The sequence below is a fragment of the Actinomadura kijaniata genome (genome assembly GCF_014138665.1).
Taxonomy (GTDB): Bacteria; Actinomycetota; Actinomycetes; order Streptosporangiales; family Streptosporangiaceae; genus Spirillospora; species Spirillospora kijaniata.
Genome location: NZ_JACJIA010000002.1, coordinates 549,828 through 573,424, shown reverse-complemented (window position 1 = coordinate 573,424; position 23,597 = coordinate 549,828). Strand labels below are relative to the sequence as shown.

The 23,597-nt window shown below is 73.6% G+C and carries 27 protein-coding genes and 2 pseudogenes; 14 read left to right on the top strand and 15 right to left on the bottom strand.

All coding sequences use genetic code 11. The annotated features are described in order from the left end of the window. On the bottom strand, window positions 1–1,449 hold the full coding sequence (locus tag HNR61_RS09970; protein ID WP_246442395.1) for an MFS transporter: 1,449 nt from the start codon (window positions 1,447–1,449) through the stop codon (window positions 1–3). Between the two features lie 103 nt (window positions 1,450–1,552). On the opposite strand from HNR61_RS09970, the gene HNR61_RS09965 reads away from it, so the two are divergent. Both HNR61_RS09965 and HNR61_RS09960 read left to right on the top strand, forming a co-directional pair. After that, the gene (locus HNR61_RS09965; RefSeq protein ID WP_182842824.1) at window positions 1,553–1,993 is read left to right on the top strand and encodes a winged helix-turn-helix transcriptional regulator; all 441 of its coding nucleotides are present in this window, start codon (window positions 1,553–1,555) and stop codon (window positions 1,991–1,993) included. Window positions 1,994–2,103: 110 nt separating this feature from the next. Further along, window positions 2,104–3,939 carry an asparagine synthase-related protein gene (locus HNR61_RS09960; RefSeq protein ID WP_182842823.1) on the top strand — a complete coding sequence of 612 codons (1,836 nt, stop codon included), beginning with the start codon at window positions 2,104–2,106 and terminating at the stop codon, window positions 3,937–3,939. A 13-nt stretch (window positions 3,940–3,952) separates the two neighbouring features. On the opposite strand, the gene HNR61_RS09955 is transcribed toward HNR61_RS09960, so the two are convergent. Further along, window positions 3,953–4,738, bottom strand: coding sequence for an SDR family oxidoreductase (locus HNR61_RS09955; protein ID WP_182842822.1), 786 nt, complete (start codon window positions 4,736–4,738; stop codon window positions 3,953–3,955). Between the two features lie 88 nt (window positions 4,739–4,826). Here HNR61_RS09955 and HNR61_RS09950 point away from each other — a divergent pair, with 88 nt between their 5' ends. Beyond that, window positions 4,827–5,423, top strand: a complete 597-nt coding sequence (locus HNR61_RS09950) for a TetR family transcriptional regulator (RefSeq protein ID WP_182842821.1) — start codon at window positions 4,827–4,829, stop codon at window positions 5,421–5,423. A gap of 52 nt (window positions 5,424–5,475) precedes the next feature. Here the strand turns inward: HNR61_RS09950 and HNR61_RS09945 are convergent, their stop codons facing one another. Together HNR61_RS09945 and HNR61_RS09940 are read right to left on the bottom strand one after the other, a co-directional pair. After that, window positions 5,476–6,918 carry a DHA2 family efflux MFS transporter permease subunit gene (locus HNR61_RS09945; RefSeq protein ID WP_182842820.1) on the bottom strand — a complete coding sequence of 481 codons (1,443 nt, stop codon included), beginning with the start codon at window positions 6,916–6,918 and terminating at the stop codon, window positions 5,476–5,478. Window positions 6,919–6,955: 37 nt separating this feature from the next. Continuing rightward, a complete protein-coding gene (locus tag HNR61_RS09940; protein WP_182842819.1) occupies window positions 6,956–7,534 on the bottom strand; it encodes an NADPH-dependent FMN reductase in 579 nt (192 codons plus the stop codon). A gap of 169 nt (window positions 7,535–7,703) precedes the next feature. On the opposite strand from HNR61_RS09940, the gene HNR61_RS09935 reads away from it, so the two are divergent. Beyond that, window positions 7,704–8,294, top strand: coding sequence for a TetR/AcrR family transcriptional regulator (locus HNR61_RS09935; protein WP_182842818.1), 591 nt, complete (start codon window positions 7,704–7,706; stop codon window positions 8,292–8,294). Between the two features lie 42 nt (window positions 8,295–8,336). After that, window positions 8,337–8,852, top strand: a complete 516-nt coding sequence (locus tag HNR61_RS09930; RefSeq protein WP_182843199.1) for a GNAT family N-acetyltransferase — start codon at window positions 8,337–8,339, stop codon at window positions 8,850–8,852. Here HNR61_RS09930 and HNR61_RS09925 read toward each other — a convergent pair. Both HNR61_RS09925 and HNR61_RS09920 read right to left on the bottom strand, forming a co-directional pair. Next, entirely contained in the window at window positions 8,840–9,469 is a 630-nt protein-coding gene (locus HNR61_RS09925) for a GNAT family N-acetyltransferase (protein ID WP_182842817.1), read from the bottom strand. The two genes, HNR61_RS09930 and HNR61_RS09925, sit on opposite strands and share 13 nt — an antisense overlap. 39 nt (window positions 9,470–9,508) lie before the next feature. Further along, the gene (locus HNR61_RS09920; RefSeq protein ID WP_182842816.1) at window positions 9,509–10,087 is read right to left on the bottom strand and encodes a Type 1 glutamine amidotransferase-like domain-containing protein; all 579 of its coding nucleotides are present in this window, start codon (window positions 10,085–10,087) and stop codon (window positions 9,509–9,511) included. A 44-nt stretch (window positions 10,088–10,131) separates the two neighbouring features. Here HNR61_RS09920 and HNR61_RS09915 point away from each other — a divergent pair, with 44 nt between their 5' ends. From HNR61_RS09915 to HNR61_RS09905, 3 genes are all read left to right on the top strand, one after another. Then, window positions 10,132–10,329: a helix-hairpin-helix domain-containing protein gene (locus HNR61_RS09915; protein WP_182842815.1), complete on the top strand. Its 198-nt coding sequence runs from the start codon at window positions 10,132–10,134 to the stop codon at window positions 10,327–10,329. A 63-nt stretch (window positions 10,330–10,392) separates the two neighbouring features. Next, on the top strand, window positions 10,393–10,710 hold the full coding sequence (locus HNR61_RS09910) for a hypothetical protein (protein ID WP_182842814.1): 318 nt from the start codon (window positions 10,393–10,395) through the stop codon (window positions 10,708–10,710). A gap of 93 nt (window positions 10,711–10,803) precedes the next feature. Continuing rightward, the gene (locus HNR61_RS09905; protein ID WP_182842813.1) at window positions 10,804–11,973 is read left to right on the top strand and encodes a PQQ-binding-like beta-propeller repeat protein; all 1,170 of its coding nucleotides are present in this window, start codon (window positions 10,804–10,806) and stop codon (window positions 11,971–11,973) included. 4 nt (window positions 11,974–11,977) lie between these two features. On the opposite strand, the gene HNR61_RS09900 is transcribed toward HNR61_RS09905, so the two are convergent. Together HNR61_RS09900 and HNR61_RS09895 are read right to left on the bottom strand one after the other, a co-directional pair. After that, complete coding sequence (locus HNR61_RS09900; protein ID WP_182842812.1) at window positions 11,978–12,361, bottom strand: ATP-binding protein; 384 nt, start codon at window positions 12,359–12,361, stop codon at window positions 11,978–11,980. Further along, window positions 12,358–12,630, bottom strand: a complete 273-nt coding sequence (locus HNR61_RS09895; protein ID WP_182842811.1) for a hypothetical protein — start codon at window positions 12,628–12,630, stop codon at window positions 12,358–12,360. The genes HNR61_RS09900 and HNR61_RS09895 overlap by 4 nt, the downstream gene beginning before the upstream one ends. A gap of 158 nt (window positions 12,631–12,788) precedes the next feature. Between HNR61_RS09895 and HNR61_RS09890 the strand changes: the two genes are divergently transcribed. From HNR61_RS09890 to HNR61_RS47500, 4 genes are all read left to right on the top strand, one after another. After that, on the top strand, window positions 12,789–13,670 hold the full coding sequence (locus tag HNR61_RS09890) for a helix-turn-helix domain-containing protein (protein WP_182842810.1): 882 nt from the start codon (window positions 12,789–12,791) through the stop codon (window positions 13,668–13,670). Then, on the top strand, window positions 13,667–13,861 hold the full coding sequence (locus HNR61_RS09885; protein WP_182842809.1) for a DUF397 domain-containing protein: 195 nt from the start codon (window positions 13,667–13,669) through the stop codon (window positions 13,859–13,861). Before HNR61_RS09890 ends, HNR61_RS09885 begins: the two co-directional genes overlap by 4 nt. A 122-nt stretch (window positions 13,862–13,983) precedes the next feature. Beyond that, window positions 13,984–14,280 (top strand): putative quinol monooxygenase, encoded by a 297-nt coding sequence (locus tag HNR61_RS09880; RefSeq protein ID WP_182842808.1) that lies wholly within the window; start codon window positions 13,984–13,986, stop codon window positions 14,278–14,280. After that, window positions 14,277–14,618 carry an isocitrate lyase/phosphoenolpyruvate mutase family protein gene (locus HNR61_RS47500; protein ID WP_312897830.1) on the top strand — a complete coding sequence of 114 codons (342 nt, stop codon included), beginning with the start codon at window positions 14,277–14,279 and terminating at the stop codon, window positions 14,616–14,618. The genes HNR61_RS09880 and HNR61_RS47500 overlap by 4 nt, the downstream gene beginning before the upstream one ends. Before the next feature lie 524 nt (window positions 14,619–15,142). On the opposite strand, the pseudogene HNR61_RS47495 reads toward HNR61_RS47500, so the two are convergent. The 4 genes and pseudogenes from HNR61_RS47495 to HNR61_RS09860 form a co-directional block, all read right to left on the bottom strand. Then, a pseudogene (locus tag HNR61_RS47495) lies at window positions 15,143–15,739 on the bottom strand (AlkA N-terminal domain-containing protein); the annotation flags it as partial. A 179-nt stretch (window positions 15,740–15,918) separates the two neighbouring features. After that, window positions 15,919–15,987: pseudogene (locus HNR61_RS50440) on the bottom strand (Ada metal-binding domain-containing protein); the annotation flags it as partial. 88 nt (window positions 15,988–16,075) lie between these two features. Continuing rightward, a complete protein-coding gene (locus tag HNR61_RS09865; protein ID WP_182842806.1) occupies window positions 16,076–17,263 on the bottom strand; it encodes an amidohydrolase family protein in 1,188 nt (395 codons plus the stop codon). Window positions 17,264–17,272: 9 nt separating this feature from the next. After that, the gene (locus tag HNR61_RS09860) at window positions 17,273–18,253 is read right to left on the bottom strand and encodes a hypothetical protein (RefSeq protein ID WP_182842805.1); all 981 of its coding nucleotides are present in this window, start codon (window positions 18,251–18,253) and stop codon (window positions 17,273–17,275) included. Window positions 18,254–18,462: 209 nt separating this feature from the next. On the opposite strand from HNR61_RS09860, the gene HNR61_RS09855 reads away from it, so the two are divergent. Further along, window positions 18,463–19,230 (top strand): SDR family NAD(P)-dependent oxidoreductase, encoded by a 768-nt coding sequence (locus HNR61_RS09855; protein ID WP_182842804.1) that lies wholly within the window; start codon window positions 18,463–18,465, stop codon window positions 19,228–19,230. A gap of 3 nt (window positions 19,231–19,233) precedes the next feature. Here the strand turns inward: HNR61_RS09855 and HNR61_RS09850 are convergent, their stop codons facing one another. Further along, the gene (locus HNR61_RS09850; protein ID WP_182843198.1) at window positions 19,234–19,497 is read right to left on the bottom strand and encodes a MerR family transcriptional regulator; all 264 of its coding nucleotides are present in this window, start codon (window positions 19,495–19,497) and stop codon (window positions 19,234–19,236) included. A gap of 679 nt (window positions 19,498–20,176) precedes the next feature. Beyond that, entirely contained in the window at window positions 20,177–21,973 is a 1,797-nt protein-coding gene (locus HNR61_RS09845; protein WP_182842803.1) for a WD40 repeat domain-containing protein, read from the bottom strand. 80 nt (window positions 21,974–22,053) lie between these two features. Here HNR61_RS09845 and HNR61_RS09840 point away from each other — a divergent pair, with 80 nt between their 5' ends. Beyond that, window positions 22,054–23,172 (top strand): NADAR family protein, encoded by a 1,119-nt coding sequence (locus HNR61_RS09840; protein WP_182842802.1) that lies wholly within the window; start codon window positions 22,054–22,056, stop codon window positions 23,170–23,172. Between the two features lie 15 nt (window positions 23,173–23,187). Here the strand turns inward: HNR61_RS09840 and HNR61_RS09835 are convergent, their stop codons facing one another. Further along, complete coding sequence (locus HNR61_RS09835) at window positions 23,188–23,577, bottom strand: hypothetical protein (RefSeq protein WP_182842801.1); 390 nt, start codon at window positions 23,575–23,577, stop codon at window positions 23,188–23,190. Window positions 23,578–23,597: the final 20 nt, after the last annotated feature.

Sequence of the window (23,597 nt, the reverse complement as noted above, 5' to 3'; positions counted from 1 at the left end):
TCAGACCCCCGCCTCGACGCGCTCGGCGGCGGGGGCGGGAACGTCGGCGGAGACCCGCCGCCCCAGCCCGAACGCGGTCACCAGCAGGGCCGCCACGGTGCCCGCCACCGGCACCACCATCGCGGCCCGCACCGCGTCGATCCCGAACGGCCCGGCCGCCACGCTCACCGCCGTCACCGCCGAGATCCCGAGCGCCGTCCCGAACTGGATCGACGTGTAGAGCAGGCCACCGGCCAGCCCGTGCTCCTCCTCCGCGACGCCCTCGGTGGCCGCCACCGTCAGCGGCCCGTAGACCAGCGAGAACGTGAGCCCGAGCAGCAGGAACGCCGGGAACATCGCCGCGTACGACCAGTCGGGGGAGACCTGCAGGAACAGCGCGTAGGCGATCGCGCCGAGCACCAGCCCGCCGAACAGCACCCGCACGTTGCCGAACCGCTCGGTCAGCCTCGGCGTCACCGTCGGCGCGAGCACCATGTCGATCCCGATCACCAGCATCGCCAGGGAGGTCTCCAGCGTGGACCAGCCGCGCAGCTCCTGGAGGTACAGCGTCACGAGGAACTGGAAGCCCGCGAACGAGCCGATGAACAGCAGCGCCGCGATGTTGGTCCGCACCAGCGGCCCCGACCGCAGCACGCCCAGCCGCACCAGCGGGGCGGCCGACCGGCGCTCGATCGCGACGAACGCGCCCAGCAGCGCCAGCCCGGCCGCGAACGCCGCGACCGTCAGCCACGGCCCGTCCGCCGGGTGCTCCAGCCGCACCACGCCGTAGGCCAGCAGCAGCATCGCCCCGGTGATGCTGAACGATCCGGCCAGGTCGAACCGCCCGCGCACCCGCACGGGGACGGCGTCGTCGCGCACCAGCGGAACCGCCGCCGCCAGGATCAGCGCCGCGAAGACGACCGGGGCGAAGAACACCCACCGCCAGCCCGCCATCGTCAGCAGACCGCCGACGACCAGGCCCAGCGTGAAGCCGCCCGCGGCCGTGCCCGCGTAGAACATCAGCGCGCGGTTGCGCGCCCGCCCCTCGGCGAAGTTCGTGGTGATCAGCGCCAGCCCGGCCGGGGCCAGGAACGCCGCCGCCACCCCGGTCACGAACCGGGAGACCAGCAGTGTCCACCCCTCGGTGGCGAACCCGCCGAGGCCGGAGAACACCAGGAACACCACCAGCCACGTCAGGAACATGCGGCGGCGTCCCAGCAGGTCGGCGGCGCGCCCGCCCAGCAGCATGAACCCGCCGTACCCGAGCACGTAGGCGGACACGACACCGCTCAGCATCCCGGTGGACAGGTCCAGGTCGGTGCGGATCTTCGGCAGGGCGACGTTCAGCATCGCGACGTCGATCCCCTCCAGGAAGATCGCACCGCACAGCACCAGCAGCATCGCCCAGGCGCGGCCGTTCATCTCGGTGATCTGGCCCGGCGGACGCGCGCCGGACAGCGTTGCGGACATGGCTGTCTCCTCGTCGGAAGGAAAGGGGGACGAGGGGCGGTCACCGATAGGGGCGCCGGTTCCCTCTTGTTACCGACCTCATCTTGGGTCACCATTGGTGACCATGGAAGACGGCACTTCAGAGTTCCCCGGTACCCGCTGTGATACCGGCCCCGACTACGACGCGTTCCAGTGGGACACCCGCGAGGGCTGCGAGGTCCGGCAGATCCTCGACCGCGTCGCCGACAAGTGGTCGCTGCTGGTGATCGCGCTGCTGGACAAGCGGAGCCTGCGCTTCACCGAGCTCAAGCGCGAGATCGACGGGGTGAGCCAGCGGATGCTGACCCGCACCCTGCGCCACCTCGAACGCGACGGCCTGGTCAGGCGCACCGTCCACCCGGTGGTCCCGCCGCGGGTGGACTACGAGCTGACCCCGCTCGGGGTGAGCCTGCACGCCACCATCAAGGCCCTGGTCGACTGGACCGAGAGCCACCAGCGCGAGATCGCCGAGGCCCGCCACACCTACGACCGCCGCGCCGAGCGAGAGGGGGAGCTCGTCCACTGACCCCGGCCGCGCCGGACGCCAGACGGCGTTCACGCGGCGCTACCGTCCGGCTCGACGGACGTTCACCGCGCGCTGCTTCGATGGGGAGTCCCACCCCGCACAGGAGTCGCATGCGCGCGTATCTGGCCGTCGTGGCGGTGGACCGCGGCCGACCCGTCCCCCGGCGCGTCATCGAGGCCGCGGAGCGGGCCGTGCACGAGGCGGTCCCCGTTCCGGCCGACGTCCTGACGGCCGACCGCTGGGCGAGCGAGGACGGCGCGGTCACCCTGCTCGCCTGGGCCAACGAGCCCGAGCACGCCCTGCTGCCCCGACCGCTGCGGCGCGAGGGCGGACGCGCCCTCGGCTACTGCGGCTATCTCGCCGACCCGGACGCCGGGGAGCGGGCGCTGCTGGCCGCCGACCGGGTCGGGCCGGTCACCGAGACGCTCGGCGGCTGCTTCTCGGTCTTCCGGGCGGGCCCGGAGGGCGTCGAGGCCGCCACCTCCATCGCGCGCGTCTGCCCCGTCTACCACGCCGAGACCGGCGGGGCCCGGGTGATCGGCACCCGCGCGCTGCTGGTCCACCTGGTCGCCCGCGCGATCGGGAGCGGCGCCGCCGACCCCGGCGTGGACCCCGGCGTGGACCTCGACGTCCCGGCGTTGCAGCCGATGATCCGGCACGGGTTCTTCACCAACGACGACACCCCCTTCCGGGGCGTGCGCGCGCTGCCCGCCGCGACCGTCCTCACCGCCCGTCCCGGCGAGCCCACCGAGACCCGCGAGGTCCCCACCCCCGTCGCCGAGCCCGCCCCCGGCGGCCCCCGCCGGGCCCGCGCCCGCGTCGCCGACCTCGCCGAGGCGCTGGTCGCGTCCGCCGCGCCGCTCGCCCGGCACGGCGAACCGGTCACCCTGGCGCTGTCGGGCGGCCGCGACAGCCGCCTCATGGCCGCCGTGCTGAAGGCGGCGGGCGTGCCGATGACGGCGGCCACCCACGGGTTCGCCGACGACCCCGACGTCGTGCTGGCCACCCGCATCGCGCGCCGCCTCGGGATCGAGCACCGGGTGAGCCTGCCGGCCACCGACGACGCGCGCGACGAGGTCGTCGTCGAGCACCCGTTCCTGCGCGCCTACGACATCATCCGGCGCTGCGAGGGGATGACCTCGGCCTACGAGCGGGTCAACGGCTGGACGCCCTACTCCCTCACCCCGCGCACCTCCGGGTCCGGCGGGGAGACGCTGCGCGGCGGCTTCCTCTACGACCAGGGCGACCGGTCCCCGGCGGGCATCGCCGGGCGCGTCCGCACGATCTTCCTGTCGGCCGAGCGGTTCTGCACCCCGGACGCCAACGACCGCGCCCGCGCGGCGCTCCGGCCCTGGGCCGAACGCGCCGAGCGCGACGGCGCGGGCGTCCTCGACCGCCTCTACCTCTACTACCGCTCGGGACGCTGGATCGTCGGCTCGCACACCGCGACGCTGACCAACGGCCCCTACTACCACCCGTTCTTCGACAACCGGGTGGTCCGCGAGGCCCTGGCGCTGCCGCCGGGCTGGCGGGCGAGCGAGGAGGTCGTCTTCCGGCTGATCGAGACGCTCGCGCCCGAGCTCGCCGACATCCCGCCCGAGGGCAAGCGCTGGCGGTTCGAGGAGAACCGCCCGTGCGGCCTGCGCGACGTGCTGGCCTGGCGGCGCCGCGCCGCCGTCGTCCCCCGGGGCCGCACCTCGGGCTTCAACTGGCGCAAGAGCTACGACGACGCGTTCCTGAAGCTCCTGCGCGACGAGGTGACGGCGGCCCCGCGCGAGCTGTTCGACATCGTCGACGAGGTGAAGGCCAAGGAGCACTTCGCCGCGGTCTCCGGGAAGTGGGTGCTCCAGACCTGGCACATCTACACCCTGGCCGTCCTGCTGTCGGGAGCGTGGCGGGAGTCCCGCCCCACGCTGCCGAAGGTGCGCATCCCGATCCCCTCGTAGCCGTGCGGGCGGGTCAGGCGAGGGTCTGGCCGCCGTCGACGGTGACGACCTGGCCGGTCATGTAGGGGTTGGCCATGAGGAACAGCGCGGCCGCGGCGGCCTCCTCGGCGGTCCCGTACCGGCCGAGCGGCACCGCCGCCCCGGCCTCGGCGATCTTCGCGTCGGTGCCCAGCCCGCCGGCCGAGCGCATCAGCGGGGTGTCGAACGCGCCGTACCGGACCGTGTTGACGCGCAGGCGGCGCGGCGCGAGCTCGACCGCGAGGGCGGGGGCCAGCGCCTCCACGCCGCCGACCGCCGCGACCGCCCCGCTCACCCCGGGCACGGGCCGGACGGTGAAGGTGCCGGAGGTCAGGGTGACCGATCCGCCGGCCGGCAGCCGCTCGGCGGCGGCGCGGACGGCGGCCAGCGCGCCCCACAGGCGCAGGTCGGCGACGGCGCGGACGGTGTCGGGGGTCAGCTCCTCCAGCGGACCGGCCCCGACGTAGCCGCCCGCGGTGACCAGGACGTGGTCCACGCGTTCGGCCAGGTCGAAGACGCGGCGGACGGCGTCCTCGTCGGCGGCGTCGGCGGTGCCGCCGAGCACGGCGCCGGCCGGGGCTTCGGCGCGCAGCCCGGCGAGGGCGGCGTCCAGCCGGTCCCGGTCGCGCCCGGACAGCACGACGCGGGCGCCGAGGCCGGCCAGCAGGCGTCCGGCGGCCAGCCCGATGCCGGAGGTGCCGCCGAGGATGACGGCGGTCGATCCGGCGAGCCCGTCGGGCAGCGGCGAGCGGACCGGGAGAGGGGCGGCGGCGAGGTCCATGGGGTTCTCCGTTCGAAATAAACCAGACGGTTGGTTTAGAGAATGATCGGATGCGGGCGGAAAGTCAACCGGATGGTTTAATTTCGTCATGGGGTACGACGCCGAGGCCACCCGCCGCCGGATCTTCCAGGCCGCCACCGAGGAGTTCGCCGCGCACGGCCTGGCCGGGGCGCGCATCGAGCGGATCGCCGCCGCCGCCAAGGCCAACAAGCAGGCGATCTACCTCTACTTCGGCAACAAGGAGAAGCTGTTCGGCGCGGTCGTGCGCGCCAAGGTGGACGAGGTCTGCGACGTCGACGCGCTCGACCCGAACGCCGCCGCCGAGACCGTCGGCCGGCTGTTCGACTGGTACCAGGAGCACCCCGAGCTGATCCGCCTCCTGCTCTGGGAGGCGCTGGAGAACGGCCCCGGCCCCGTCCAGGGCGAGCCGGAGCGCCGCGACGCCTACCGCGGTCACGTCCGCGAGTGGATCGAGGCCGGGTACGCCGCCGACGCGCTCGCCGACGGGGCCCGCGTCCGCGCCGCCCAGGACTGGATGTTCACGCTGCTCGGCCTGATCGCCTGGAACTTCGCCGTCCCCCAGCTGTGCCGCCTGATGCTGGACGAGGACGACGGGAAGGCCGCCCTCGCCCGCCGCCGCGCGGCCGTCGTGGAGGCCGTCCGCGCCCTGTCGTCCGCGCGCTGAACCGGGCACGCCGGCGGCCCCGGTCCACGCGGGACCGGGGCCGCCGGCGCGGTCACCTCCGGCGCGGGATCAGCAGGGCGGGCACGATGGCCAGCGCGACGAACGCCAGCGACCACACGTACGTCCCCCGGAACGCCTCCGCCAGCGCCCCGGCGTCGGCCGGGACCGCGCCGCGCAGCGCGCCCGACCCGCCGGGCAGGTTCGCGGCCAGCACCACCGAGATCACCGCCGTGCCGACCGCGCCCATCGTCGTGTTGACCAGGTTGACGGTCGTGCTGCCCGACGCGGCCTGCCCGGGGGCGAGCTGCTTGGTCGCGGCCGTCATCGCGGGCATGATCGTCGATCCGCCGCCCGCGCCCATCAGCAGCATCGCCCCGCCGAGCGCCCAGTACGGCACGTCCGCCGACAGCAGGAACACGAACAGCCCGAAGCCGGCGACCGCCGTCACGACCCCGAACGGCACGACCCGGCCCGGCCCCACCCGGTCGACGATCCGCCCGGTCACCTGCATCGCCGTGCCCGACGCCAGCGCGAACGGGATGCCCAGCGCGCCCGCCACCGTGGCGCTCTCGCCCCGCACCACCTGGAAGTACAGCGGGCCGAGGATCATCGTGCCGAAGTAGCCGAGCACGAACACCGTCGTGGTCGCGGTCGCCGCCGCGAACGCCCGGTTCCGGAACAGCCCCAGGTCGATCAGCGGGTACCGCGCGGTCAGCGCCCGCGCCACGAACGCCGCCACCAGCACGACCCCGGCGACCGTCGGGACCAGCACCCCGGCGGAACCGAAGTCGCCCCGCTCGCCCCCGGCCGTCACGCCGTACACGAACGCCGCCAGCCCCGGCGACAGCAGCGCCAGCCCCAGCACGTCCAGCGGGCGGCGCTCACCCGGCACGTCGGCGGGGAAGATCCGCGTGGCCAGCAGCAGCACGACCGCGCCGAGCGGCAGGTTGAGCAGGAACATCCACCGCCACGACACCTCGTCCACCAGGTAGCCGCCCAGTACCGGCCCGGCCAGCGGGCCGACCAGGATCGCCAGCCCCAGCGTGGACATCAGCCGCCCCATCCGGTCCGGCCCGGCCGCCCGGATCAGGATCGTCATGCCGACCGGCATCACCATCCCGCCGCCGAGGCCCTGCACCACCCGGAACGCGATCAGCGACTGGATGTTCCACGCCAGCCCCGCCAGCACCGACCCGGCCACGAACAGCACGATCGCCACGAGGTACAGCCGTTTCGCGCCGAACCGGCCCACCGCCCACGCGGTGCTGGGGATCACCGCGCCCAGCGCCAGCGAGTACCCGGTCGTGACCCACTGCACGGTCGCCAGGGGCGCGTCGAACTGGAGCGTGAACCGGTGGATCGCGACGTTGACGATGGTCATGTCCAGGGTCGTCATGATCGCCCCGAGCACGAGGACGAGGGCGATCGTCATCGCGCGGGGGTCGGCGGCGGGAGACGCGGCGGCATCCTCCCGGGGCGGGGCGGCGGTGGCCATGGGGAACTCCTAGGGGTTCGCGGGGGAAGCGGGGGGATCAGGCCGCGTAGGGGCGGGTGGCGCGGGCGTCGCGCAGGGTGTGCGCCCACCAGGCGAGCTGCTCGAACATCTTCTTCGCGGCGACGGAGGCGGACTCGTGGTCGTCGGGGCGGCCGTCCTCGCCGAACCGGTTCCACGGGTTGTGGAAGCACAGCGACTCGCGCACGGTGACGGCGTGCAGCTCGGCGAAGACCAGCCGGAGCTGCTCGACCGCCCGCAGGCCCCCCGCCATCCCGCCGTAGGAGACGAACGCGACCGGCTTGGCCTGCCACTGCGTGAAGTGCGTGTCGATGAAGTTCTTCAGCACGCCGGGGAAGCTGTGGTTGTACTCGGGCGTGACCACGACGAACGCGTCGGCGGTCTCCAGCGCGGTGGTGGCCCGGTCCAGCCCGGCCGGGTCGGCGGGGCGGGTGCCCAGCGCGTGCGGCAGCGGGATGTCGGCCAGGTCGATCACCTCGACGTCCAGCCCGGGGTGCCCGCCCGCCTGCTCCTCGACCCACCGGGCGACGGTCGGCCCGAACCGGCCGTCCCGGGTGCTGCCGATGATGATGGCGACGCGCAGCGGCTGCTCGGTCATGACATCCTCCTGTTTTCCCTGATCAGAGCCGGTTTTCGACTTCTGTGAAGCTACGGGGCCGGGCCGCCGGGGGAATCTGTCGGATGACTGGGTTCGACGGCCTGCCCCCCAGACTGCGACCTCGACTTAACTTGAGGTCAAGCTGTATCGATCGCTATAGAATCCGGGTATGACGAAGACCGCGGGCCGGCCCCGCTCGTTCGACCGCGACGCGGCGCTGGAGAAGGCCCTGGTGGCGTTCTGGCGCGACGGCTACGAGGCCACCTCCATCGCCGCGCTGACCGGCGCGATGGGGATCCGCCCGCCGAGCCTGTACGCGGCGTTCGGGGACAAGCGGACGCTGTTCTCCGAGGCGATCCGCCGCTACCAGGAGACCTACGGCGCGGCCACGACGCGGGCCCTGCGCGAGGAGCCGACCGGCCGCGCCGCGATCGAACGCGTCCTCACGCGGGCCGCCGCCGACTACACCGACCCGGCCCACCCGCCGGGCTGCCTCATCATCACCGCCGCGACCAACTGCGCCGACCCCGACGTCGTCGAGGAGCTGCGCGGCCACCGCGAGGCGTCCAAGCGCGCCATCGGCGAACGCGTCGCCGACGACGTCCGCGCGGGCCGCCTGCCCGCCGGCACCGACGTCACCGCCCTGGCCACCTACTACGCCGCCGTCATCCAGGGAATGTCCCGCCAGGCCCAGGACGGCGCGAGCAGGGAAGACCTGGAGAGGGTGGCCGCGCTCGCCATGCGGGCCTACGATGCGTGACCTGTGAGCGCCGAGCCCGTTGACACCTCAGTCCCCGCCCCCGTGCGGCTCCGTCCCGTACTGGAGGGCGACCTGGACGTCCTCGACCGCTACCTGACGGACCCGGAGGCCACGGGCGCGTTCGAGTGGTACGGCTGGTCGGACCCGAACGTCTGGCGCCGCCGCTGGGCCGACGACGGCCTGCTCGGCACGGACCGCAGCATGCTGATGGTCTGCTCCGACACCGAGACGCACGGGTTCGTGGCCTGGTGGAAGGTCGTCACCTCGCGCTCCTCGTTCTGCTGGGAGATCGGCATCAACCTGCTGCCCGAGGCGCGCGGCCGGGGCATCGGCACCGAGGCGCAGCGCCGGCTCGTCCGCTACCTGTTCGCGCACACCCAGGCCGTGCGGATCCAGGCGGGCACCGAGGTGGACAACCGCGCCGAGCAGCGCGCCCTGGAGAAGGCGGGCTTCACCCGCGAGGGGGTCATGCGCAGCGTCACGTTCCGCGACGGGGCCTGGCGCGACGGCGTCCTCTACAGCGTCCTGCGGGACGAGGCCATGGATCAGGGGCGGTAGACCGACACCAGCGGGCAGTGCTCCTCCCAGCCCAGCGACAGGTACAGCGCCCGGCCCTCGACGGTCGCGCCGAGCACGCCCCGCCCGACGCCCCGGAGCGCGGCCCCGTGCCCGAGCGCGGTCATGACGAGCCCGCCGAGGCCCCGCCGCCGGTGCGCGGGATCGGTCTCGACCTGGTCCATGACGGCCGCCTCCCCGGCGAGGCCCGCCTGCCCCCGGGCGGCGAGGTCGCCGTTCCGGGCGCGCACGACGGCGCGCAGGACGCCGTTCTCCTCGACGACCGAGAGCGAGTAGCCGTCGGGCGGCGCGATCTCGGCGGTCCGCAGCGCGGCGGTCATCATGAAGCAGGGGGCGTCCTCCTTCCAGCCGTCCGGCAGCGCCGCCAGCACGTCCGCCGGGTCGGCGAACAGCTTCAGCCACGTGCCCGGCCCGGTCAGCGACCCGGCCAGCCGTCGCAGGCGTTCGGGGTCGAAGCGGGGGACCACGTACCGGACCAGGTGCCCCGGCCGCCCGACGTCGATCCGGTACCCGTCCGGCACCGCGACGGGGGCCGATGTTCCACGGGAAACCGTCCACCCCCGCACCCAGTCATCGACGACCTCGGGCCTGACCGGCATGTTCCCCCCTCGGGATCGGCGGCGCCAGCTTATTGCAAATCATTCGCAACAAGAAGGGGAGGGGATGATCCGCCATCGCTCCCCGTCGGCCACCACGGCCTGGTCGTCGCTGATCGAGAGGCCGCCGAGCCGGTCGTGCCGCTCGGCCCGCCCCCGGTTCCGGTGCGCCAGCACGGTGAACGGCACCAGCCCCAGCCCCCTGGCCGACCCCACGACCCCCGGATCCCCGGCGTCCCGGAACCACTCCAGATCGGGACCCGCCAGCGCGGCGCCCGCCGACATCCCCACGTAGTCGAGCCGCCCCTCCCGGACGGCCTCGACCACCACCCGGTCGAACCCGCTCCGCCGCGCGTGCTGGAGCAGGTGGATCGCATAGCCACCGGTCACGAACACCACCCGCGCGCCCCGCAACGCCCGCGCGACGTCGCGTTCCGAGGCGTCGGCGAGTTCGAGGGCCTCCACCCGCGCGCCCGCCCCGCGCAGCACGGCGAACGCCGCCGCGACGAACGGCGGCGACCCCAGTGGCGTGGCGGCCGTGGGAACGACCACCGCCCGCCGCGTCTCGGGCAGCCACGCGGGCAGCGCTCCGAGCCCGTCCGACCCCAGGAAAAGCCGCATGCCGTCCACCGATGAGAAACCCGACCCCGTAAGGTCTACCGATCATGACCGACGACCTCACGGACTTCCCCGATATCGGAAAACCGGCGCGCGGCGCCCTGATCCACGAGGGCTACACCCGCCTGGAACAGCTCACCGCCCTGTCGGAGAAGGAACTGCTGAAGATCCACGGCGTCGGCCCGAAGGCGGTCGGCATCCTCCGCGAGGCCCTCCGCGAACGCGGCCTGTCGTTCCGACCTTGATCATTTCCGTGGGGATGACTAGCCTGAGCGCCCTGCCGTCATGGAGTGGGGGACCGGCTGACGATGAGCGCCGAAGAGGATTTCAAGCAGGTCGGCGCCGAGCTGGCCGACCTGGGTGTGGCGGTCTCCAGCATGATGGGACGGCCCGCGCTCAAGGACCGGAACGGGAAGGTGTTCGCGAGCCTGCAACGCGACGGAGCGATGGTGTTCCGGCTGGTCAGGGACACCCCCGAGCACGCGGCCGCGCTCAAGCTGCCCGGAGCGTCCCTGTTCGACCCCTCGCGACAGGGCAGGGAGGTCAAGGACTGGGTGGTCGTGCCCCACTCCTCGGCCGACCAGTGGACGGACCTGGCCGAGGCCGCCCTCAGCCGCCCCCGCTGATCAGCGGGGTTCTCCCCGGCGAAATGGCCTCTGCGCGTCGCGCGGCCTATTATTGATCTTCGTTTCCCGGTCGGGTCGGCATGGACGGTGCGAATGGCGGACGGCGGACGAAGCGGCGCTCACCCGGTCACCGGGCTGCCCGACCGCGCGCGGATCGCCTGGATCGCGGAAACGGGCTTCCCGGTGCACGGCACACCGGTGCTGGCGGACGACACCCTCCTCGCGGGTGACTCCATAGGCCGGGTGCACGCGTTCGACGCGGCGACGGGCGAGCGGCGCTGGCGTTCCCCCGACGAGGACCACACGCCGGGCCCCGGATACGACGTGTTCACGACGGCCGTCGACGTGTGGCGGGACCAGGTCGTCGTCGGGGTGTGCGACGGCACGGGCTATTTCGACGGCTTGGCCGACGCCGGATACGACGGCGAGGAGCTTGACGACGGGGAGGTCGGGATCCTCGACCTCCGGTCGGGCGCGCTCCTGCGGAAGGTGGGCCGTGGCGGCTACCCGGCCGTCGTCGGCGACACGCTCCTGCTCATCGGCCTCAACTCGGGCGTGCGAGCACTCAGCCTCCCGGACCTGACCCCCCTCTGGTGGAACAAGAAGGCCGAAGGCTGCGTGCAGACCGCACCGGCGACCGGTCCGGACGGTCTCCTCTGCCTGTCCTGCGGCTGGGAGGGCAACCGCACGCACGGCGGGATCCTCGCCCTGGACCTCCGCACCGGCAAGCGGCGGTTCAGGTACTCCCCGCAGGAGGAGTCGTACGGGGACAACCCTCCGCACGCCACCGTCGCGGAGGGACTGATCTGGAAGCCGGTCCATCGGTCCACGGACCAGATCGTCGGCCTGGACCCCCTCACCCGCAAGCCCCGGTGGCGCCACCGGGTGCGGCCGGGGTCGCCGAGCGGATCTGTGGCCGTCGCCGACGGGAGGGTCTATTTCGCCACCCACGGCGACGAGCCCGCCGTCCACGCCGTCGACATCGAGACCCGCGAGGAGGTGTGGACCCGGCCCCTGCCCGCCGCCGGGGTCGGCACGCCCGTGTTCGCGGAGGGGGTCGTCTACACGGCGACCTCGAAGGGAACGGTCCTCGCCCTCGACGCCGCGACCGGAGAACCGCGCTGGTCCCTCGACACGGGCCTGGACATCGACGTCAAGGAGCCCAACGACGAAGCGCTCTACGAGGAGACGGCGTCCGCCGTGCTCCCGACGGACGGGACGCTCTACGTCCGTACGGCGACCGGGGTGGTCGCGCTGCGCTGACCGGCTACCTCCGCCGGAACTCGACCCACACGGCCGTTCCCCCACCGGCCTCCGCGACACCCCACCCACTGGAAAGGGCCTCGACGAGGCGCAGCCCGCGCCCGTCCTCGCCGCAGACCTCGGTCCGCACACAGGGTTTGGTGGCGGAGCCGCTGTCATCGACGACGGTCACCCGCAACGCCCCGTCCGTTCCCTCGACGAGCATCGAGACCCGGCCGCCGCGCCCGGAGGCGGTGTGCTCGCAGGCGTTGGCGACCAGCTCGTCCACGCACAGCACGAGGTCGCCGAGCAGGTCACCGCCGTCCCCGACGACCCGCCGCACGAACGCCCGCGCCTCCGGGGCCGACCGCGCGACGCCGGGCAGGCTGATGACTCCCAACAGGTTCAAGCCGTCCACCGCCTCCGCACGTCCGCGGCGATCTCCCGCGCGGCCAGGTCGAGATGCTCGGCCGTCACCACCCGGCCGGGGCTCCACACCAGCGCCCACCGGTCGTCCTGCCGCACCCCCGGCACCGACACCCGGACGTTCCCCGGCCCGCGCACGACCAGCAGGGCCTCACCCACGCGCGGGAGCACGACACTCGACCCGACCCCGATCCGCCGCAGCTCCCAGGCGAGCCCCACCAGCAAGCCGAACCGTCTCTCACACGGGGTCATGACCGCGCTCCCTTCCGGGAAGGGTCGCCCGCCAGCCTGAACCCCCAGGTGAGCCACCACAACCGGCTCGACGGACATCGGGAAACGTGAAAAGCGGGAATTCCCGCTTTTCCATGATCGCCTTTTGGTGCTGTATCCACCTGGTCACAATGAGTGCCATGGCGAACCGTCCCCCCACGATCCGCATGCGGCGGCTAGGCGCGCATCTGCGCCGTCTGCGGGAGGAGCAAGGTCTCAGCCTTGAGGAGGCGGCGACCTTCCTCCGCTTCTCCAGGTCGGCACTCGCTCGAATGGAGAACGCGCAGGTCATCACGCGTCCACGGGACGTGGAGTACATCCTGTTGAAGTACGGGGTCGAGGACGAGGAACTGCGCGCGAAGATGCTTGGCCTGGCCTCCGCCGGTCGTTCTCAGGAATGGGTAAAGCGGCATGGCGCCCTGGTCTCGGCGAAGCCCCCTCTTGAGTACGTTCCGCTGGAGCAGGACTCTTCAAGGATCCGCGCCTACCATCCGACCAACGTCTTCGGGCTGCTGCAAACGGATGAATACGCCCGAGCCATCATGAATCCGTTCGGGAACGCGCCTGAAGATCGTCTCAGTAGGTCGGTGGAGTACCGCATGGCCCGCAAGGAGGCGTTGACCCGACCTGACCCGCTCTCGTTGTACGCGATCCTCGGGGAGGCCGTTCTCCGCCAGCAGATAGGCGGACCGGCGGTCCTGGAGAGGCAGCTACGGTACTTGCTGGCCGCATTCGAGCAGGACAACGTTCACCTGCGCGTCCTGCCGTTCACCGCTCCTCGCAATCCCGGAGTGGACGGGGCGTTCTGCATCCTGGACGTGGAGGAGGGGAACTTCAGCGTCGTGGTCCTCGAATCGCGATTGAACAGTGTCTTCATGGAACGGGATGAGGGCATCGACGTCTATGCCACCATCTTCGACGAACTGTGGGCGGTGGCGCTGACCGCGGATGAGTCGCGTGAACTGGTCGAGGGTGCCATGCTGGACGTAAGGTCCTCTTCCGGTCGGGGGGCGAATTCGTGATCACGTGGCGAAAGAGCAGCCACAGTAACGCTGTCGAAGACAGCACCTGCGTGGAGGTCGCGGCCCTTCCGCTTCGGACCGCTGAGGCCATGGCCGTTCGTGACTCCAAGGACCCGGACGGTCCCCGGCTTCACCTGCGCGCCTCCGCCTGGTCCGCGCTCCTCGCGTACCTCAAGACCTCCCGCCCGTAGTCGTTCGGCGGACGGGTTCTTGTTCCTGTCCGGATATGACCAGACCGGGGACAGCCCTTCGGGTGATCGTTGTTGTGACGCGTCCGAGCGTCCCCACGAGCCCAACGAGAAGGGATCCGTCCATGCTCGCCAAGGTGTTCCCCATCCATCTGGAGCCCGGCAACCAGGCCAGGGCCGAGGAGCTGGTCAGGAGGTTCGCGGACCGGGGGCCCGCACGGGAGGACGGCACGCTGTCGTTCCGCGTCTACCGCGACCCCCGCACGCCCGGCTACCTGCTGTTCGTCGAGCACTTCGCCGACCGGGCCGCCTACGACGCCCACACCGGCTCGGCCGCCTACAAGGAGCTGATCGCCGGGGAGCTCGCCGATCTGATCGTCGAGTTCGTGGAGATCGACCACGAGATGGTCGTCGGTCTGTGACCGCAGGGGCGACGATCGGAGGATCACCGGTGCGACTCCCTGACCGGCATCAACGGGCGGCCCTGCTGCACGCCCTGCACGAACGGCCGCCCCTGGTGCTGCCGAACGCCTGGGACCCGGCCTCGGCGGTGGCGATCGAGGCCGCCGGCGCGGCGGCGATCGCCACCACCAGCGCCGGGCTGTCGTGGGCGGCGGGCGTGGCCGACGCGGGCGGCCTGGACCGCGCCACCGCGCTGCGCCGCATCGTCGCCGCCGTGTCGGTCCCGGTCACCGCCGACATCGAGGCCGGGTACGGCGAGCTCAACGACCTGCTGGGCGGGCGGACCGCGCCCGCGTGAGAGCCGAGCCGGGGGACCGTCCCCCGGCTCACCTCACCGGGCCTCGGTGAGCAGGTGCATCGTGGCCAGCGCGCGCCAGGGACGCCACGCCTCGGCCGGGTCCCCGTGCTCGATCCCGCATCGCCGCAGCCCGTCCAGCACCGCCGGGTCCGTCGCCGGGAACGCGTCGCGCGCGCCCAGCCGCAGGGCGATGTGGTGGGCGGCGTCGGCCCCCACGCCCGGCACCGCGAGCAGCGCCGCCACCAGTGCCTCCGGTGACGCGCCGCCGTCGAGGAGCACGGCCCCGACACCACCGCCCGCGCCAGGGCGCTGACGGCCCGGCCCGACGGCCCGAGGTCGCCGGCGGGGACCTCCGCCAGGACCCCGGCGGACGGGAAGGCGTGCGTGAGCCCGTGGGAGAGCCCGGGGACGGGCGTCCCGTGGGCGGCGACCAGGGCGCCGAGGCCGCGCCGCGCCCGCGAGGCGTCGAGTTCCTGGCGCAGGACGGCGTGGACTGCGACCTCGAACGGGCCCCACGCCCCCGGCACCCGCACCCCCGGCCGCGCGGCGACCAGACGCCCCAACGTCGCGTCCGCCGCCAGCCGCTCCAGCGCCGGGGCCGGGTCGGCGTCGACGCCCACCAGCCGGGCCGCCCGCTCCACCACGTGGATGACGCCCTCCCAGTGGGGCAGGTGCGCCCGCAGCAGCAGGTGGTCCGCGCCGCCCGGCCCGACCTCCAGCGTCCCCGGCGCCCCGTCGAGGGTGATCGTCCGCCGGTACACCCCCGCCTCCACCGACTCGACGCCGGGCACCGCGCGTTCGGCGAGGAACCCCGCGACGGCGTCCCAGTCGTAGGGGGCGGTGAACGGCATCCGCAGCGCGAGCCCGCCGTCGGCGGCGAGCCGGTCGCCGCGCCGCCGCCGCTCCCGCAGCTCGCGCGGCGTGGCCCGGAACACCTGCCGCATCTCCCGGTTGAACTGGCGCAGGCTGCCGAACCCCGACGCGAACGCCACGTCCGCGACCGGCAGGTCCGAGTCGTCGAGCAGCCGCCGGGCGAAGTGCGCGCGGCGCGAACGCGCGAGCTGGTCCGGGGTCGCCCCCAGGTGCTCCCGGAACAGGCGCCGCAGGTGCCGCGCCGACATCCCGAGCCGGGCCCCCACCGCCGCCTCGCCCGCCTCGTCCAGCGCGCCGCCGATGATGAGCTGGACCGCGCGGCAGACCAGCTCGGGAGCGTCCCGGCCACGGCCCCGGCGACCCGGTAGGGACGGCAGCGCAGGCATGCCCGGTACCCCGCCGCCTCCGCCGAGGCGGCCAGCTCGAACGTTCGGACGTTCTCGGCGCGCGGCCTGGCCCCGCACCCGGGACGGCAGTAGATCCCGGTCGTCCGCACCGCGGAATACGTCGTCACGCCTCCATGCTGGCCCGCCCCGGCCCGCGGTTTCTCGCCGGATCCGGACAGGGCGGCCGGGGAGGGGCCGTCAGGCGGCCGCCACCGGGGTCCCGGCCAGGTAGACGGCGAGGGGCCTGGCCAGCGCGGTGATGTCGGTGGCGGGGTCGCCGTCCACGGCGAGCAGGTCGGCGTCGTGGCCGGGGCGGACGAAGCCCTTGCGGTCCGCCACGCCGCAGGCCGCGGCGGCGGCCGAGGTGGCGGCGGCCAGCACGTCCGTCGCGGGCATGCCGCACCCGGCGTACTCGCGGAGGGCGACCGGCAGCAGCCCGTGGGGCTTGGGCGGGCCGATGCCCGCGTCGGTCCCGGCGACCAGCCGGACCCCGCCCGCGTGGAGGCGGGCGACGACCTCGTTCAGGGCCTCCTGCGTGAGGCCCGCCCGCGCCGCCATCGCGACGATCTCCGGTGGCACCGTGAACCCGGGGTCGGATCCCAGCGTCGGGCACACGACGACCCCCGCGCCGGCGAGCGCGCCGAGCAGGTCGTCGTCGACGCGCACCCCCGAGGGGGTGAGGCAGGTGCAGTGCTCGATGCCGTCGGCCCCGGCGTCCACGGCCTGCCGGACGGCGGCCAGCGCGTGCGCGTGCACGGTGACGGGCAGTCCGGCCGCGTGCGCCTCGGCGACCGCGGCCCGCATCTCCTCATCGGTGAACTGGGGCCGCATGGTGTCGGTGCCCGGCGTCATCACGCCGCCACTGCCCATGATCTTCACGACGTGCGCGCCCTGCCCGGCCCGCCGCCGTACCGCCGCGCGGAGCTCCGCCACGCCGCGCGCCGCGCCGCCCATCGTCCGGCAGTGGCCTCCGGGCGTGGTGATGGGCGCGCCCGAGCCCAGCACGGTGGGAAGGCCCGCCGTGGCGCGCGACGACCAGGACAGGACGGCGCCGTCCTGGTCGCCGAGGTCGCGGACGGTGGTGACGCCCGCGGCGAGGTGCGCGCGCAGCGACGCCTCGATGGTGGCGTCCAGCCGTTCGGCGGAGTGTCCGGCGAGCCGGTCCAGCGGGCCCGGCGTGCCGTCGGCGCACAGGTGCACGTGCGCGTCGATGAGGCCGGGCAGCAGGGTGCCGCCGGGCAGGTCCCGTGTCGGCCATCCGTCGGGCACCGCCGTGCCCCGCTCGACGCCGAGAACGCGTCCGTCCTCCACGAACACCACGACGGGGCCGTCGAGCACGCGCTCGCCGTCGAACACCCTCGCCGCCCGAAGCGCCACCCTGTCCATGGCGTCAGGCTAGACGCGCATCCCGGGATTCCGCGATCCTCTGCCGAGGAGGAGGACGGCGCCCATCGCGGCGATGACGGCGGCGAGGGTGGCCCACCAGAGCATGCCGCGCCCGCCGGGGACCTCCGCGTCGCGCAGGCCGCGGTCGGAGACGCCCGTGGGATCGACGAGCAGTGCCCCGTCGGCGGCGCGGCCCGCCTCGGATCCCCGGACGTCGATCCGCCGGTCCCCGCACCGGTAGTGGTGAACGATGTCCGGCGACGCCGCCCTCGGCCGGAACGTCGTCGTGTCCACGTGGCGGCAGTCCACGCGCTGCCCGGCGACGCCCAGCCACGCGTGGAGGCCACCGGTGAAGTCGGTGACGAACAGGGCGCACACCAGGAACAGCAGGACCGCGCCGGGAACGACGCCCCGCCGGGAGCGGAGGAGGCCCACGCCCAGCAGCCCGACACCGGCGATCGTCAGCAGGACCGTGAGCGCGGGGAGGCGTTCGGTGCCGTGGGCGAACAGCGCGCCCGTGGCGCACAGCACGGGAACCGCCACCACCAGGGCGGTGACGGCCCCGGCGGGCAGGGCGCGGTCCCATCCCAGCAGGCCGCCACGGGTGTAGATCCCCGTGCCCACCGGGACCAGGCTCAGGTACCCCATCCAGACGGCGGTGTCGTTCGCGGTGGTGGCCGCCGTGACCACGGTCATGGCCGTCGCCGCCGCCCCGTACAGGATCTGGTGGTCCGCCGCGCGCACGGCGCGCGGTCTCTCCGGGGAGCCGGCCGGGAGCCGGGCGAGGCCGCAGGTGACCGCCAGCAGTATCGCGCCGGCGAGGGTGAGGAGGTAGCCGACGGCCGTCCAGCGCAGCGGGGGCAGCGCCAGGACCAGGCCCAGCGCGTGCAGCCCGGCGGAGGGGAACAGGCAGCCGTAGGCGTTAGGAGGCGGGTTGGGAGGCGAGGCGTCCGCTTCGGCGGCGGGGGTCGCGTCGTCGGCAGGGGGCACCGCGGATCCTCTGGTCGAAGGGCCGCGTCGGGCGCGGAACCGCTACGGATCATAGTGAGCCCCGCCGCGCGCGTAGGAGGCCGGTCCCCGCCGCTTCGCGGCACCCGTGGCGGGTGACGCAGGTCACATGGCCGGAGTTGTCACACGGGCGGGGGCACCGGCATCTCCATGGTCGTCAGAACGCCGTGCCAACGATCAGGAGCTTGGCCATGAACGAGGACACCACCCACCAGAAGATCGCGTTGGTCACCGGGGCGAACAAGGGCCTTGGCCGCGCGGCCGCCGAACAGCTGGCCGCGCTGGGCATGACCGTCCTGGTCGGCGCCCGCGACCCCCGGCGCGGCGAGGAAGCCGCCGCGGCGCTGCGCGCGGCGGGCGGCGAGGCGCACGCGCTGACCCTGGACGTCACCGACGCGACCACCGTCCAGCGGGCCGCCCGGTGGATCGAGGAGCGCTTCGGTCATCTGGACGTCTTGATCAACAACGCCGGGATCACCGGCTCGGGCCAGGTCTCGCCCGCCGACGCCACCGACCAGATCCCCAGCACCGTCGAGCCGGACATGGTCCGGGCGGTGTTCGAGACCAACGTGTTCGGGGTGATCGCGGTGACCAACGCCCTGCTGCCGCTGCTGCGCCGCTCCCCGGCCCCGCGCATCGTCAACGTCAGCAGCCACGCCGCGTCGATGGCCCTGACCAGCGACCCCGACGGGCCCTTCGCCGCGCTGCTGCCCTCGGCCGCCTACACCCCGTCCAAGGCCGCCCTCAACGCCCTGACCGTGCAGTACGCCAACGAACTGCGCAAGGACGGCATCCTGGTCAACGCCGCGGCCCCCGGCTACGTCGACACCGACAGCAACAACCACACCGGACACCTGACCCCCGCCCAGGGCGCCGCGATCCTGGTCCACCTGGCCACCCTCGACGCGAACGGCCCCACCGCCGGGTTCTTCACCCACGACGGCCCGGTGCCCTGGTAGCGGTCAGGTGTGCTGGCGGTCCCGCTGGAGCTGGGCGTTGATGCGCTGCGCCTCGGCCAGCTGGTCTTCCAGGATGATGATGCGGCAGGCCGCCTCCAGGGGGGTGCCCTGGTCGACCAGGTCGCGGGCGCGTTGCGCCAGGCGGAGCTGGTAGCGCGAGTAGCGGCGGTGCCCGCCGGGCGAGCGCTGGGGGACGATCAGCTTGGTGGCGTCCAGGCTGCGCAGGAACGCCGGGGTGACCCCCAGCATCTCGGCGGCGCGGCCCATGCTGTAGGCCGGGTAGTCCTCGTCCTCGAACTTGCCGTCGAGGCTGTCGCCCGGGACCGCCCGCGCGGGTGCTTGCTGCTCGCCGGTCAGGGCCGGCTCAGGTGCTGTCACGAAACCTTCCGTACTGCCGTCGGTGCTTCCATTTATCAGTACTGCCGCGATGGGGGGAACGCAACGAGGGCCCCGGCGCCAAACCGCGGCGCCGGGGCCCAGAGGTACAACACCATCTACCCGGCCCTGCGGCCGGTCTTCCACGTCGACCGCTCATTCGCGCGGGGACGTGGGGATCGCGAATGCGTGACCGTAGACCACCGTCCTTTTCGTGGAGGCTGCGGTACCCGCGCGGCGTGACTGGAGCCTGCTGCGGGCGATCCCGATGGCGCCGAACTCTCCTTTCCCTCAACTTCATCTGCGTGTTGCGGTACTGCGTCTCTCCTCACCGGCGGCTCGTCGTCCGCCGGGCGGCAGACCGGCTGCCAGAGCCCCTTCCACTGCGCTGGCCCCGGCACGCCCGGTCTGCGCCATCCATCTGTACGGGCAGTTCGTCCTCTGCCGCGTCTTTTGGACCTTCTCTGTTCGATGACAGGAACTCTACCGACTGCCCGCCCAAATATCTACTCGGGTCGCTGTAGATTTTCGTAGATCATCTGATGTGATCCGCGCTGTGGTCCGCCGAGGGTCAGCGGGCGAGCCGGTCCTCGGCGGCCTCGATGTCCGGGACGACGTCGAGGTCACCCCATCGGACCGGCCAGGCGAACCGGCGCCCCACCACCCACGCCAGCACCGCGTCGAGGTCGTCGCGGTTCTCCCCGTCGGTGATCACCAGGGCCGCGCCGGGCCCCGCCGCCGGGGACGCCAGAACGCCCCACCCCTGGCCGGCCAGCGGGAACGGGTCGGCCTCGAACACGCCGTGCAGCAGGTCCTCCCGTTCCACGGGCGGCTCACCTTCGCCGTCCTCGCCGTCCTCGCCGAACGTGTGGTCGCCCACGGCCTCACCCGTCAGGGCCCGGACGAACCGCAGCGTGCGCTCGCCGAGCACGGCCAGCACGTCGCCCGCGCCCCACAGCACCGCCACCGACCCCTCCGGCACCGGGAACGACCCGGTCCGCGCCGCCGTGCCGTCCAGCGACCAGACCTCGACCCGGCCGTCATCCGTCAGGCAGGCCCCGTGCGTCCCGGACGGCGCCCACGCCCAGGGGCGCTGCTCGCCCTCGAAGAAGCCGCGGCCGGTGTTCTCGGTCGTGGCGATGTCCAGGCGGTGGAGGGGACGGCCGTTCTCGTCGTGGACGGTGACGCCGCCGCCGTTCTCGGCCACGACGGCCAGCACCGGCGCGTTCCCGCGCATGCCCCAGTGGAGCGACCCCTCCGCCTGCCGCGCGGGCTCGCCGGCCTCCTCGCCGGTGTCGGCGTCGAACACGCGCAGCAGCCCGCCGGTGACCGACGCCAGGCGCCGGTCGTCCGGGCTGAACTCCACCGGCGCGTCCGCCCGCACCAGCCACCGCATCCGCCCGCCCGGCATGTCGACCGAGCACGCCCGGTCGCGCCCGTCGGATCCCAGCAACCGGGTGCCGTCCCTCGACCACCGCACCCGGGAGAAGAACCATTCGCGGTGGCCGAGGCGCTGCGCGAACTCCGCGGGGATCGGCTCGGGAAGCTGCTCCAGCCCCGGGCCGTCCCCGTGCCCGGAGCCGTTGGAGAAGACCGCGCCCCGGTCGAGCGCCGCGACGCACCCCATCACCTCGTGGTCGCCGCGCATCGAGATGTAGGCGCCGCTGCCGTCGGGCCGGAACGCGAAGATCGCCGCCGCGTCCTTGCCGTCGGTCACGTCCGCGGTCCCCAGCGGGTCGAGGCGTTCGCCGAACGCCTCCCACGCGCCGACCAGGTTGGTGTTGAACGCCACCGCGATCCGCGTCCCGTCCGCCGACCACTGGACCGTCTCGCGGTACCCGGGCCAGCCGGGCCCGTCCTCGATGTCCTCGATCACGTTCACCGACAGCCCGGTCGCCATCTCCCAGATCTGGAGCGTGCCGGCGTCGTCCGTCATGTCCCAGCGGGCGGTCGCCAGCCACCGTCCGCACGGGCTCAGCGTGTAGTCCCTGAACGTCGCCGTCACGTCGACGTAGGGGTGCCGCAGCCGCGCGCCCAGCTCGCGGAGCCGCGCCGTCGCGGCCCGGTGCTCGCCGGTGACGCCGCGCTCGCGTTCGAGGGCCGCGAGCCGCTCGCGTTCCTCCTCGAACCACGCGGGCACGGAGACGTCGTGGCCGCCGCCGCTCACGACCGCGTCCACCAGTTCGGTCACCGGGAGCACCGGGACCCCTTCGAACCCGTCGGCGAACCGCGCGAACGCCACGTCGCCGGGGCCGGACGACCCCGGGACCACCTCGGCGCAGAGCTCTTCCAGCCGTCGCCGCAGTCCCTGCCGTTCCCCGTGGAGGAGGGAGGAGTCCAGCATGACCCGCTTACCTCGGATGTCCATGATCGAGGACTGTAGGAACAGGGCCCGACATCGGCGCGGACTTCGCGGAGAAGTGATCGGGAAGGGCTAGCCTGTCGGGCATGCCTCTCGACCGGACGTACCGGGTCGTCGACGGCGAACGCATCGAAGGCGTTCTCCGCCCGGTGTTCGTCCGGAACGGCGACTACTACCTGACGAACATGGCCATCTTCGCCGACGGCGCGATCGACTGCTGGGGGTGGACCGACCTGGACGGCCTGCGCGGCAAGCTGGAGTCCGGTTGGATCGCGACGGAGCTGGAGCCCGGCGGGCGGGCCTCGGTCCACCATCTGGCGGCCTGGCGGTTCACGGAACCGGCGATGGCGGTGTCGGCCGAGGACCTGCTGGGCGAGGTCGCCGACGTCATCGAGGAGCTCAACGGCCGCCCGACCTCCGCCGAACGGTGCCTGGAGGCCGTGTACCGGTACGTGGAGACCCGGCGGGAGGAGGACCGCCTCGCGCTGAAGGCGGCCTACGAGGCGATCCCGTCCCACCAGCGCGTCTACGTGCTCGGCGACATGGACCACCGCGACGTCCCGTTGCGGTTGCTCGCGGCCGGGATCGGCGACGTCTGCGACGACTACACCACCTACGAGCTGGAGTACGCCGACGACGCCGTGACGCGGGACGGCCACCTCGTCGTCACCGAGCAGGTCAGGCAGTGGGCGCTCGACTACTTCGCCGAGTACGGGGTGCCGGGTTTCCGGCGGCGCGAACCGCGGGACACGACGACGTCCCCCACCGTGGTGCTGAACTACGGCAGGCCGATGTACCCGGAGAGCCACGGCCTGCGCAACGAGTTCCCCGCCCCCGTCACCGTGGACGGGACGACCTACCCCACGGTCGAGCACGCCTACTGGGCGCTGTCCACCACCGACGAGGCGCTGGCCGAACGCGTCCGCGCCGGTGACAGCGCCGCCGTCCGCGACCTGGCCGCCGAGGGCCCCCGCCGCCCCGGCTGGGACGACGTCCGGCTGGCGGTCATGACCGAGCTGCTGCGGACGAAGTTCGACCAGCACCCCGACCTCGCCGACGTCCTGCTCGCCACCGGCGACGGCCGCATCCACTACGCCTCCGCGCCGTCCCCGTTCTGGGGGACGGGCGAGGAGGGCCGCAACTGGATCGGCCGCCTCCTCGAACTGGTCCGCTCCGAGCTCCAGGCCCGCCGCCACGGCCTGTAGCCGCCTCGGCCGGCCTCAGTCGACATGGCGCCGCAGCCACCACGGGTCGTCGGGCGGCGCGAACGGATCGGGGGAGGTGCGGGCCGCGAACGCCGCGTCGAGCGGCTCCACCAGCGCCCGCAGCTCCCGTGCCGTCCGCAGCGGCAACGCGTGCAGGGCCACCTCGATGATCTCGCGGTGCCCCTCGTCGCAGCACGGGCAGCAGTAGGGCCGGGGCTCCCGGGAGATCTCCGCCCAGCGGCGCAGCGCCCGCGCACCGGCGCCCGGCCGGAAACGTTCGCGGTCCAGCACTCTCAACGCGGCGACGAGCGCGGACGACGCGAACGCCGGGCCGGGCTGGTCACGGAGGTGGGGGGAACGGTCGCGCGACTCGGCGCGTACCCGTGACGGCCGCCTACGCGGCATCGTCCTTTCGCGTGTCGGTC

Excerpts from the sequence above, each read along its gene's own strand:
- HNR61_RS09905 (WP_182842813.1), top strand. The coding sequence starts at position 10,804 with ATGGCGGACGGCGGACGAAGCGGCGCTCACCCGGTCACCGGGCTGCCC.
- HNR61_RS09920 (WP_182842816.1), bottom strand. The coding sequence starts at position 10,087 with ATGCGGCTTTTCCTGGGGTCGGACGGGCTCGGAGCGCTGCCCGCGTGG.
- HNR61_RS09940 (WP_182842819.1), bottom strand. The coding sequence starts at position 7,534 with ATGACCGAGCAGCCGCTGCGCGTCGCCATCATCATCGGCAGCACCCGG.
- HNR61_RS09945 (WP_182842820.1), bottom strand. The coding sequence starts at position 6,918 with ATGGCCACCGCCGCCCCGCCCCGGGAGGATGCCGCCGCGTCTCCCGCC.
- HNR61_RS09935 (WP_182842818.1), top strand. The coding sequence starts at position 7,704 with ATGACGAAGACCGCGGGCCGGCCCCGCTCGTTCGACCGCGACGCGGCG.
- HNR61_RS09950 (WP_182842821.1), top strand. The coding sequence starts at position 4,827 with ATGGGGTACGACGCCGAGGCCACCCGCCGCCGGATCTTCCAGGCCGCC.
- HNR61_RS09855 (WP_182842804.1), top strand. The coding sequence starts at position 18,463 with ATGAACGAGGACACCACCCACCAGAAGATCGCGTTGGTCACCGGGGCG.
- HNR61_RS09925 (WP_182842817.1), bottom strand. The coding sequence starts at position 9,469 with ATGCCGGTCAGGCCCGAGGTCGTCGATGACTGGGTGCGGGGGTGGACG.
- HNR61_RS09910 (WP_182842814.1), top strand. The coding sequence starts at position 10,393 with ATGAGCGCCGAAGAGGATTTCAAGCAGGTCGGCGCCGAGCTGGCCGAC.
- HNR61_RS09960 (WP_182842823.1), top strand. The coding sequence starts at position 2,104 with ATGCGCGCGTATCTGGCCGTCGTGGCGGTGGACCGCGGCCGACCCGTC.
- HNR61_RS09955 (WP_182842822.1), bottom strand. The coding sequence starts at position 4,738 with ATGGACCTCGCCGCCGCCCCTCTCCCGGTCCGCTCGCCGCTGCCCGAC.
- HNR61_RS09915 (WP_182842815.1), top strand. The coding sequence starts at position 10,132 with ATGACCGACGACCTCACGGACTTCCCCGATATCGGAAAACCGGCGCGC.
- HNR61_RS09890 (WP_182842810.1), top strand. The coding sequence starts at position 12,789 with ATGGCGAACCGTCCCCCCACGATCCGCATGCGGCGGCTAGGCGCGCAT.
- HNR61_RS09895 (WP_182842811.1), bottom strand. The coding sequence starts at position 12,630 with ATGACCCCGTGTGAGAGACGGTTCGGCTTGCTGGTGGGGCTCGCCTGG.
- HNR61_RS09845 (WP_182842803.1), bottom strand. The coding sequence starts at position 21,973 with ATGGACATCCGAGGTAAGCGGGTCATGCTGGACTCCTCCCTCCTCCAC.
- HNR61_RS09865 (WP_182842806.1), bottom strand. The coding sequence starts at position 17,263 with ATGGACAGGGTGGCGCTTCGGGCGGCGAGGGTGTTCGACGGCGAGCGC.
- HNR61_RS09880 (WP_182842808.1), top strand. The coding sequence starts at position 13,984 with ATGCTCGCCAAGGTGTTCCCCATCCATCTGGAGCCCGGCAACCAGGCC.
- HNR61_RS09840 (WP_182842802.1), top strand. The coding sequence starts at position 22,054 with ATGCCTCTCGACCGGACGTACCGGGTCGTCGACGGCGAACGCATCGAA.
- HNR61_RS09970 (WP_246442395.1), bottom strand. The coding sequence starts at position 1,449 with ATGTCCGCAACGCTGTCCGGCGCGCGTCCGCCGGGCCAGATCACCGAG.
- HNR61_RS09850 (WP_182843198.1), bottom strand. The coding sequence starts at position 19,497 with ATGGGCCGCGCCGCCGAGATGCTGGGGGTCACCCCGGCGTTCCTGCGC.
- HNR61_RS09965 (WP_182842824.1), top strand. The coding sequence starts at position 1,553 with ATGGAAGACGGCACTTCAGAGTTCCCCGGTACCCGCTGTGATACCGGC.
- HNR61_RS09835 (WP_182842801.1), bottom strand. The coding sequence starts at position 23,577 with ATGCCGCGTAGGCGGCCGTCACGGGTACGCGCCGAGTCGCGCGACCGT.